Source organism: Derxia lacustris, from assembly GCF_002105195.1.
GTDB lineage: Bacteria > Pseudomonadota > Gammaproteobacteria > Burkholderiales > Burkholderiaceae_E > Derxia > Derxia lacustris.
Genome location: NZ_MUHU01000052.1, coordinates 1 through 9,672 on the forward strand (window position 1 = coordinate 1; position 9,672 = coordinate 9,672).

Consider the following 9,672-nt stretch of genomic DNA (forward strand, 5'->3'; position numbering starts at 1 on the left):
GGCCGGCATGCCGGCCTCGGCGCAGAGCGACGACGAAGCCGCCCGCATCGAGACCCTCGCGCGCAGCGGCGACACCCCTGCCGCGCTGGCCCGCGCCGACGGCTGGATCGCCACCCATCCGCGCGATGCCCGCGTGCGCTTTCTGCGCGGCGTGCTGCTCAGCGACCAGCAGCGCAGCGCCGACGCCATCGCCGCCTTCACCGACCTGAACCGCGATTTCCCCGAACTCGCCGAGCCGTACAACAACCTCGCGGTGCTGCTCGCCGCCGAGGGCCGCTACGACGAAGCCCGCGCCGCGCTCGAATCGGCCATCCGCGCCGCGCCCGGCTATGCGCTGGCCTGGGAAAACCTCGGCGATGTGCATGTGCAGCTCGCCGCCCGCGCCTATGGCAGCGCGGTCCGGCTCGCGCCCGCGGGTCGCACCGCGCCGGTCAAGCTCAAGGCCGTGCGCGCCGTCGCCGACGACAAGAACTGATCGCCCAACCAACACCAGGAGACAACATGCGATTCATCCGCTGGATCACCGGCCTCACGCTGTTTGCGGTGGCGCTCGCCGCCTCGGCGGCCGGCCCGCGCGTCGCGCTCGACACCAATCTCGGCCGCATCGTGCTCGAGCTCGACGACGCCAAGGCGCCGGTGAGCACGGCCAATTTCCTGAAGTACGCGGGCGACGGCTTTTACGCCGGCACGATCTTTCATCGCGTCATCGGCGACTTCATGATCCAGGGCGGCGGCTTCAACGCCGGCATGAAGGAAAAGCCCACGCGCGCGCCGATCGCCAACGAGGCCAGGAACGGTCTGCACAACGCGCGCGGCAGCATCGCGATGGCACGCACGTCCAACCCCGACTCGGCGACGGCGCAGTTCTTCATCAATGTCGTGGACAATCCGCGCCTCGACTATCCCCAGCCCGACGGCTACGGCTATGCCGTGTTCGGCAAGGTCGTCGACGGCATGGATGTCGTCGACAAGATCCGCGCGCTGCCCACGGGCAATCGCGCGGGCTACCAGAACGTCCCGCTCGATCCCGTCGTGATCGAGAAGGCGACCATCCTCAAGTAAAGGGCCTGCTCATGAGCACCATCATCCTGCACACCAACCACGGTGACATCACGATCGAACTCGAAGACGAGAAGGCGCCGAAGTCGGCCGCCAACTTCATCGAGTACGTCAAGAGCGGCCACTACGACGGCACGATCTTCCATCGCGTGATCGACAACTTCATGATCCAGGGCGGCGGTTTCGTGCCCGGCATGGACCAGAAGCCGACCCAGGCGCCGATCGAGAACGAGGCCAACAACGGCCTCAAGAACGCCAAGTACACGGTCGCGATGGCCCGCACCAACGATCCGCACTCGGCCACGGCCCAGTTCTTCATCAACGTGAAGGACAACGACTTCCTCGACTTCCGCTCGCCGACGCCGCAGGGCTGGGGCTACACGGTGTTCGGCAAGGTCACCGCCGGCACCGACGTGGTCGACAAGATCAAGGCCGTGAAGACCGGCACCACCGGCTGGCACCAGGACGTGCCGAAGGAAGACGTGATCATCACCAGCGCCGAAGTCGTCTGATTTCGCGCATGGCGCGCCGTCTGGACCATTTGCGCTTCGACGGCCGCCAGCCGGTCCGCATCGTGTCGGACCTGCATCTCTGGGGCGACCGCCCCGCCACGCTCGCCCGTTTCACCCAGTGCGTGGAACGGGCGCGCACCGAGGCCGCAGCCCTGCTGGTTCTCGGCGATCTCTTCGAATACTGGGTCGGCGACGACGACATCGGCTCGCCCGAGGTTGCGCCGACGGCACGCGCCCTCGGCGCCGCCACGGCCGCCGGGCTGACGGTCGGCTTCCTGCCGGGCAACCGCGATTTCCTCATCGGCCGGCGCTTCGCGCGCGCGACCGGCATCACGCTGCTGGCCGACGAAGTGGCACTGGAAGTCGGCGGCTTTCGCGCCTGGCTCATGCACGGCGACACGCTGTGCACCGACGACGTCGGCTATCAGCGCTTTCGCCGCATCACGCGGCTGCCGGGGCTGGCCTGGGTCTGGAACCACACCTCGCTCGCGTGGCGGCATGAGCGCATCGCGGCGATGCGCACGGCAAGCGAGCAGCGCAAGCGCTCGACCGGCCTGCAACCGTGGATGGACGCGACTGCGCCGGCCATCGCAGCCGCCTTTGCCACGGCCGCGCGCCGGCTGCCCGGCTGCACCACGCTCATCCACGGCCACACCCATCGCCCGGCGCGGCACGACGAAGGCGCCGGCCGCACCCGCTGGGTGCTGCCCGACTGGGAGCTGGACGGCGTAGACGTGCCGCGCGGCGGCGGCGTGGATGTGACGGCGAACGGCGTGGAGCCGTTCGCGGCCTGAGCCGCACAGGTCAGCCGCCGCGCGCCTTCTGGATCATCTGCTTGCACAGCCCGCGCAGCAGCTGCACTTCCTCGCGCTCCAGCCGGGTGCGCGCAAACAGCCGCCGCAGCCGCTCGAACAGCTTCTTGGGATGCGCGGGCTGGATGAATTCCACCGCCACGCAAGCCTCGTAGAGGTGATCCATGAAGCGCTCGACCTCCTCGTGGCTGGCGTAATCGGGCCGCTCCACATCGAGCGCGCGCGTGCCGACCATGCCGAAGGCGCGCCGCAGCTCGTAGGCCACGATCTGCAAGGCCTGCGCCACGTTGAGCGACGAGTACTCGGGATCGGCGTCGATCTGCGTGAAGCGGTCGCAGCGCTGCATCTGCTCCTTGCTCAGGCCCGTGCGCTCGGTGCCGAACACAAAGGCCACGCGACCGCCGGGCGCAGCCGCCTCGGTCACCGCCTCGATGCAGGCATCGCGCACATCGAGCTGGGGCGGCGCGAAGTCGCGCGTGCGCGCCGACAGGCCATACACGAGCGAGCAGTCGGCAACCGCCGCATCGAAGTCGTCGAACACATGCGCAGCCGCCAGCACATCGCCGGCGCTGCTCGCAAACGCGATCGACTCGGCCTGGATCAGCGGCCCGTCGAAGCGCGGCGCCACCACGCGCAGCACGCCGGCGTCAAGGCCGAAGCCCATCGTCTTCATGGCGCGCGCGGCCGAGCCGACATTGCCCGGATGGCTGGGATGGACGAGCACGAAGCAGGCACGCGAACGCGCAGCGGGCAAGGCGCCGCCGAGCGGTGCTGAACCGGCATCGGCCGGCCCGGGAGCTTGAAAAATCATGGGGTTGCCAGCAAGCGAGGAAACGGGCGCGGGTAGAATCGCCCGACTTTTCGGGCCGCCGACGGTGCTTGCCGTCGCCCCGCGCGGCGGGTGCAGACCCCGCGCCGCGCAGCCTGACCGCTCCTTCAACATCGACCTGGCGCCTGCGGCAATTGCGCGGCGTCCGGCTTCAACGGCTGGGCATTATGAATCCCCTGGGCAGCAATCCCTACATCAACACCGCCATCAAGGCGGCGCGCAAGGCGGGCTCCGTCATCAACCGCGCGAGCATGGACCTCGACCTGGTGAAGGTGGGCAACAAGGGCCCGAACGACTTCGTCACCGAGGTGGACCAGGCAGCCGAAGCCGCCATCATCGAGATCCTGCTCAACGCCTATCCCAACCACGCCATCCTCGGCGAGGAAACCGGCGCGACCGGCGCGGAACAGGACCCGGACAACGAGTTCACCTGGATCATCGATCCGCTCGACGGCACGACCAACTTCATCCACGGCTTTCCGCAGTACGCGGTGTCGATCGCGCTGCGCCACAACGGCGTGGTGACCCAGGGCGTCATCTACGACCCCAACCGCAATGAGCTGTTCACCGCCTCGCGCGGCCGCGGCGCCTTCATGAACGACAAGCGCATCCGCGTCAGCAAGCGCATCAAGCTGCAGGACGCGCTCATCGGCACCGGCTTTCCGTTCCGCGCCAGCCAGGACGACCCCGAGCTGCTCGACCGCTACATGCGCCTGTTCCGCTCGCTGACCATGCGCTGCGCCGGCCTGCGCCGTCCGGGCGCCGCCGCGCTCGATCTGGCCTACGTGGCGATGGGCCGGCTCGACGCGTTCTGGGAATACGGCCTCAAGCCCTGGGACATCGCCGCCGGCAGCCTGCTGGTGCTCGAAGCCGGCGGCCTGGTCAGCGATGTGAAGGGCGACGACGACTACATGGGCAGCGGCAACATCGTCGCCGGCAGTCCCAAGATCTTCGCCCAGCTCGTCGCCATGACGACCGAGGCGCGCTGACCGATGGCACGCAAGCCGGCGCCCGCAGCGGCGCCCGGCGGAGAGGCGGCGCACACGCCGCTGATGCAGCAATACCTGCGCATCAAGGCCGAGCACCCGGGGCTGCTCGTCTTCTTCCGCATGGGCGATTTCTATGAACTGTTCTACGACGATGCCGAGAAGGCGTCGCGCCTGCTCAGCATCACGCTGACCACGCGCGGCCAGTCGGCCGGGCTGCCGGTGCGGATGGCCGGCGTGCCGGTGCATGCGCTCGACGGCTATCTGGCCAAGCTGGTGCGCATCGGCGAGTCGGTGGCGATCGCCGAGCAGATCGGCGATCCGGCGCTGGCCAAGGGGCTGGTCGAGCGCAAGGTGGTGCGCATCGTGACGCCGGGCACGGTTACCGAGCCGCAGCTGCTGGCGGCCAAGCGCGACACCGTGCTGCTGGCCGTCTGCGCGGCGCCGCTGGCCACGCCCACGCGGCGCGGTCCGCCGCCGGTACCGATGCTCGGGCTTGCGAGCCTCAACCTCGCGGTCGGCGAACTGGTGCTGGAGGAGATACCGCTCGCGCGCTGGACCGCGACGCTGGAACGCATCGCGCCGTCCGAGCTGCTGTGCGCCGACGGCGCTGCGCGGCTCGACACGCCGCCCGGCCTGGCCCGCAGCACCGTGCCCGACTGGCATTTCGACGTGGCCCACGGCGCCGAAGCGCTGCGCCATCAGTTCGACGTCGCCACGCTCGACGGCCTGGGCGCCGGCGACCTCAAGGCCGCGCTCGGTGCGGCCGGCGCGGTACTGCGCTATGCGCGCGAAACCCAAGGTGGCGCCGCCGCCGAAGCCCAGCGTCTCGCCCACCTGAATCAGCTGCGCGTCGCGCGCGAGAGCGATCTGGTGCTGCTCGACGCGGTCACGCGACGCAACCTCGAAATCACAGAACCGTTGCGCGGCGAACAGGCCGGCGCCGACGCGCCGACGCTGTTCCGCGAGCTGGACCTGTGCGCGACCGGCATGGGCAGCCGGCTGCTGCGTCACTGGCTGCACCATCCGCGCCGCAATGCGCGCGAGGTCGGCGCGCGCCATGCCGCCATCGATGCGCTGCTCGACCACGATGCGCGCACGCCCGGCCATGCAGCGCAACTGGCGCGCTCGCTCGGCGAGTTCGGCGACATCGACCGCGTCGCGGCGCGCATCGCGCTGCGCTCGGTGCGGCCGCGCGAGCTGGCCGGACTGCGCGGCGACCTCGCCGCCCTGCCCGCGCTGCGCGATGCCATCGCTGCCGTCCAGGCCGGTGCGCCCGACTTCGACGGCGACAGCGCCAACCTGCTCGCCGACTGCGCCGCCGGCTGCGAAGTGCCGGCCATCGCGCTCGACCTGCTCGGCGCGCTCGCCGACGAGCCCGGCGCCAATGTGCGCGACGGCGGCGTGTTCGCACCCGGCGTCGATCTGGCACTCGACGAGCTGCGTGCGCTGCAAACCGGCCACGGCGACTTCCTCATGCAGCTCGAAGCGCGCGAGCGCGAACGCAGCGGCATCGCCAACCTGCGCGTCGAATACAACCGCGTGCAGGGCTTCTACATCGAGATCGCCGCCAGCCTCGCCGCGCGCGCACCGGCCGATTACCAGCGCCGCCAGACGCTCAAGAATGTCGAGCGCTACGTCACGCCCGAGCTGAAGAGCTTCGAGGACAAGGTGCTCGGCGCGCAGGAACGCGGCCTCGCGCGCGAAAAGGCGCTGTGGGAAGACCTGCTCGATGCGCTCACGCCGCTGGTGCCGGCGCTGCAAGCCATTGCCCGCGCGGTGGCGCAGATCGACACGCTGCAAGCGCTGGCGCGAGTCGCGCGCGAGCGCCGCTGGGTGCGACCGCGCTTCGTTGCCACGCCCACGCTGGTGCTGCGACGCGGCCGCCATCCGGTGGTCGAGGCGCAGCTGGAGCGCGACGGCCACGGCAAGGAGAACTTCGTCGCCAACGATCTGCGGCTGGACGCGGCGCGGCGGATGCTGCTGGTCACCGGCCCGAACATGGGCGGCAAGAGCACCTACATGCGCCAGGCCGCGCTGATCGCGCTGCTGGCCTATGCCGGCAGCTTCGTGCCGGCCGACGAGGCCACGCTCGGGCCGATCGACGCCATCTACACCCGCATCGGCGCCGCCGACGATCTGGCCCAGGGCCGCTCCACCTTCATGGTGGAGATGACCGAGACCGCCGCCATCCTCAACCAGGCCACGCAGCACAGCCTGGTGCTCATGGACGAAGTCGGGCGCGGCACCAGCACCTTCGACGGCATGGCGCTGGCGAGCGCCATCGCCCAGACGCTGGCGCTGCGCAACCGCTCGCTGGCGCTGTTCGCCACCCACTATTTCGAGCTGACCGAACTGGCCAGCACGCTCGACGGCGTTGCCAATGTGCATGTGACGGCGGCCGAGCATCGCGGCGGCATCGTCTTTCTGCATGCGGTGCAGGAAGGCGCGGCGAGCAAGAGCTATGGCTTGCAGGTGGCGCGGCTGGCCGGCGTGCCGGAAAGCGCGCTGCAACTCGCGCGCAAGCTGCTCGCCCGGCTGGAGGCGCAGGCGCGCGACAGCGGTCCGCAGCTCGGCCTGTTTGCGCCCGAGGAGGATGCGTTTGCAGCGCCCGATTTCGCGGCGGCGCTGGCCTTCGACGATCCGCTGCCCGCGCCAGAACCGGTGCCGGCCGAATCGCCGGCGGCACTCGCGCTGCTCGACGAGATCCGCGCCCTCGATGCCGATGCGCTCAGTCCGCGCGAGGCCCAGGCGCTGGTCTACGAATGGACCGCGCGGCTGCGCGGCGGCTGAGGCTCAGTGCAGGGTGCCACGCCCGTCGAGCACGGCATCCAGATCCTCGTCGTCATCGTCGTCGGCGCCGGGCAGTTCGCCCGGCATCACGCTGAACAGCGGATCGCTGCCGGCGCTGCCGGCCTCGATCTCGGCATCGGTGGCCGGGCGCACCTCGGTCACCTGAACCCACACGCGCAGCGCCAGGCCGGCGAGCGGATGGTTGCCGTCGAGCACGGCCACGTCCTCGGTCAGATCGGTCACGCGCCAGACCCGGCCGTCGGTCTCGCCGTCCTCGGCATCGTCGGGCACGCCCTCGAACTGCATGCCGGTCTCGACCGGCTCGGGCAATTCGGCGCGCGGGACCACGCGCAGCAATTCGGCGTCGTAATCGCCAAATGCGTCTTCCGGCTCCAGATGGAATTCGGATTCGAAACCTTCTTCCTGGCCGGCGAGCTTGTCCTCGATCTTCTCGAAGAAATCGCCGTATCCGCCGTGCAGATAAACCAGCGCATCGGCGCCCGGATCGAGGTTTTCGCCCTGGGCATCATCGATTCGATAACGCAGCGTGACGACGGTGTTGGCGGCAATCTCCATGGCCGGTGCTCCTGAATGCGGGTGCAGTAAAGTCGCGGCCATTATGAGCGACCCCAAAACACAATCTCCCGACAGTGCCGGCAGCAAAGCCGCCGCGCCGTCTCCCGCAGCCCTCAAACGCATCCTCGGCGGCATGAGCGTCGACCGCTTCCTCGCCGACGTGTGGCACCGCGAACCGCTGTTCATCAAGGGCGCCGTCGATCCGGCCCGGCTCGCGATCGAACCTGACGCGCTGCTCGCACTCGGCGCCGACGACCGCGTCGAATCGCGCCTGGTGCAAAAGCGCGGCGAGCGCTGGTCGCTCGGCCACGGCCCGGTGCCAACGCCGCCGCGCGCGCGGCGCGACTGGACCCTGCTGGTGCAGGGCGCCAATCTGCATCACCCCGCCGCCGATGCCCTGCTCGACGATTTCCGCTGCCTGCCGCATGCCCGGCTCGACGACGTGATGATCAGCTACGCGGTCGAGGGCGGCGGCGTCGGCCCGCATTTCGACTCCTACGACGTGTTCCTGATCCAGGCGCGCGGCACCCGCCGCTGGCGCATCTCGGCGCAGAAGGATCTGTCGCTCGTGCCCGACCTGCCGCTCAAGATCCTGTCCAATTTCGAGTACGAGCAGGAGTTCATCTGCGAGCCCGGCGACCTGCTCTACCTGCCGCCGCGCTACGCCCACGACGGCGTTGCGCTCGACGAATGCATGACCTGGTCGGTCGGCTTTCGGGCGCCGGCGCTCGGCGAACTGGCGCTCGCCTTCCTCGAACGCTGCGCCGAACACTCGGCCGACATGGTCAACGAGGAGCGCTATGCCGACCCCGGCCTCAAGCGCCCGCGCCATCCCGCCGCCGTCCCCGAAGGCATGGTCGAAGCGGTGGAAACCGAATTGCGCAAGCTCCGATTCGACCGCGCCCGAATCGCCGACTTTCTTGCCGAATGCCTGAGCGAACCCAAGCCCGGCGTGGTTTTCGACGCACCGGCAAAACCACTCGGATTCGCCAAATTCCTTCAGGCAATCAGCCGCAACGGAATCCGTCTTTCGCCCGCCAGCCTGATGCTGCATACGCCACGCGAAGTCTCGATCAATGGCGAGTCATTCGACGCGACCGAAAGCGAAGGCCGCTGGCTGCGCCAATTCGCCGATAGCCGGCATGCCAGCGCAGATGAATGCGCAATGCTCGGCGAGAATCTCGCCGAATGCCTTTACGACTGGTATCGCGCCGGCTGGCTGCTGATTGGCCAGGCCGCCGCCTGAAATCTTGCGACAGGGTTTCAAACGGGGTTTCAAATGAACGCAGCGCAATCGCCGAGCCTTCGTGCATTCGAGCAACGCAGCGATTTTCACGCGGCGCTGTTCGAACTCATCCGTCACGCCGAAAAGGAATTGCTGCTGTTCGACCCGGATTTCCAGGCCTGGCCAGCCTCGGAAGCCCGGTTTTCCGAGGCGCTCGGCCAGTTTCTGGCCCGTGGTCGCAGCGCGCGACTGCGACTGGCAACCGGCTCACCGGCGCATTTGCTGCGCAATTGCCCGCGTCTGGTTTCGCTTTTTTCACGCCATTCCGATCAGATTCAATCGGTTCATGCAAGCGAAATGCGCCGTCTACCGGCTGAAAGCCTATTGATTGCCGATCGCCGGCATGCCTTGCGGCTTCCCGATTTCACTCGGCCGCGCGGCGTACTGCGACTCGATGACCTGGCTTATGCGCAGCCGCTCGCCGATCGCTTCGAGGAAATCTGGCAACTTTGCGAAGCGCGAATTCATGTCAACCCCTTGGGTCTTTGACTGCCGTCGCATCATGCCAACGCTTCTGTAATCGTTTGTATGAGTTGTATGGGTGCGAGCCCGCAATCCAGCGAGTTGGCGCGAGAGAACCGGGAAGCACCCCATATCCGTTATAAAATTTGAACTGAGCCCGGCTCAGGCTTGATCCGCAATACCGACTGGTTCGGTTCACCGCCGGATCGGATTCAGTCGGACATCATTCGCATTGCCTGCGACCCACCTCACATCTTCAACGCACAAGGATTGACCATGAAGAAATCGCTGCTCGTTGCTTCGCTGCTGACCATCGCCCTCGCCGCCTGCGGCGAAAAGCCCGCGCCCGCCCCGGAAC

10 protein-coding genes and 1 pseudogene are annotated in these 9,672 nt (G+C 68.5%); 9 read left to right on the forward strand and 2 right to left on the reverse strand.

Features of this window, described 5'->3' with window-relative positions; all coding sequences use genetic code 11:
* The 4 genes from B9P64_RS22725 to B9P64_RS22740 form a co-directional block, all read left to right on the forward strand.
* Positions 1-475 (forward strand): tetratricopeptide repeat protein (locus B9P64_RS22725; RefSeq protein ID WP_139826486.1); only part of this gene is annotated, 475 nt, incomplete at its 5' end.
* A 26-nt stretch (positions 476-501) separates the two neighbouring features.
* A complete protein-coding gene (locus B9P64_RS22730; RefSeq protein ID WP_085318356.1) occupies positions 502-1,062 on the forward strand; it encodes a peptidylprolyl isomerase in 561 nt (186 codons plus the stop codon).
* A gap of 11 nt (positions 1,063-1,073) precedes the next feature.
* On the forward strand, positions 1,074-1,571 hold the full coding sequence (locus tag B9P64_RS22735) for a peptidylprolyl isomerase (protein ID WP_085318357.1): 498 nt from the start codon (positions 1,074-1,076) through the stop codon (positions 1,569-1,571).
* A gap of 8 nt (positions 1,572-1,579) precedes the next feature.
* Positions 1,580-2,365, forward strand: coding sequence for a UDP-2,3-diacylglucosamine diphosphatase (locus B9P64_RS22740; protein WP_085318358.1), 786 nt, complete (start codon positions 1,580-1,582; stop codon positions 2,363-2,365).
* 10 nt (positions 2,366-2,375) lie between these two features.
* Here B9P64_RS22740 and B9P64_RS22745 read toward each other — a convergent pair whose 3' ends face one another.
* Positions 2,376-3,194 (reverse strand): RNA methyltransferase, encoded by an 819-nt coding sequence (locus tag B9P64_RS22745; protein ID WP_085318359.1) that lies wholly within the window; start codon positions 3,192-3,194, stop codon positions 2,376-2,378.
* 185 nt (positions 3,195-3,379) lie between these two features.
* Between B9P64_RS22745 and B9P64_RS22750 the strand changes: the two genes are divergently transcribed.
* Positions 3,380-4,201 carry an inositol monophosphatase family protein gene (locus B9P64_RS22750; RefSeq protein ID WP_085318360.1) on the forward strand — a complete coding sequence of 274 codons (822 nt, stop codon included), beginning with the start codon at positions 3,380-3,382 and terminating at the stop codon, positions 4,199-4,201.
* A gap of 3 nt (positions 4,202-4,204) precedes the next feature.
* Positions 4,205-6,991, forward strand: coding sequence for a DNA mismatch repair protein MutS (gene mutS, locus B9P64_RS22755; RefSeq protein ID WP_085318361.1), 2,787 nt, complete (start codon positions 4,205-4,207; stop codon positions 6,989-6,991).
* Positions 6,992-6,994: 3 nt separating this feature from the next.
* Here mutS and B9P64_RS22760 read toward each other — a convergent pair whose 3' ends face one another.
* Positions 6,995-7,567: an FKBP-type peptidyl-prolyl cis-trans isomerase gene (locus B9P64_RS22760; RefSeq protein ID WP_085318362.1), complete on the reverse strand. Its 573-nt coding sequence runs from the start codon at positions 7,565-7,567 to the stop codon at positions 6,995-6,997.
* Between the two features lie 133 nt (positions 7,568-7,700).
* On the opposite strand from B9P64_RS22760, the gene B9P64_RS22765 reads away from it, so the two are divergent.
* From B9P64_RS22765 to B9P64_RS24770, 3 genes and pseudogenes are all read left to right on the forward strand, one after another.
* Entirely contained in the window at positions 7,701-8,813 is a 1,113-nt protein-coding gene (locus B9P64_RS22765) for a JmjC domain-containing protein (RefSeq protein ID WP_235840104.1), read from the forward strand.
* Positions 8,814-8,846: 33 nt separating this feature from the next.
* The gene (locus B9P64_RS24765; RefSeq protein WP_139826487.1) at positions 8,847-9,341 is read left to right on the forward strand and encodes a DUF7931 domain-containing protein; all 495 of its coding nucleotides are present in this window, start codon (positions 8,847-8,849) and stop codon (positions 9,339-9,341) included.
* A gap of 141 nt (positions 9,342-9,482) precedes the next feature.
* Positions 9,483-9,672, forward strand: a pseudogene (locus B9P64_RS24770) (hypothetical protein); the annotation flags it as partial.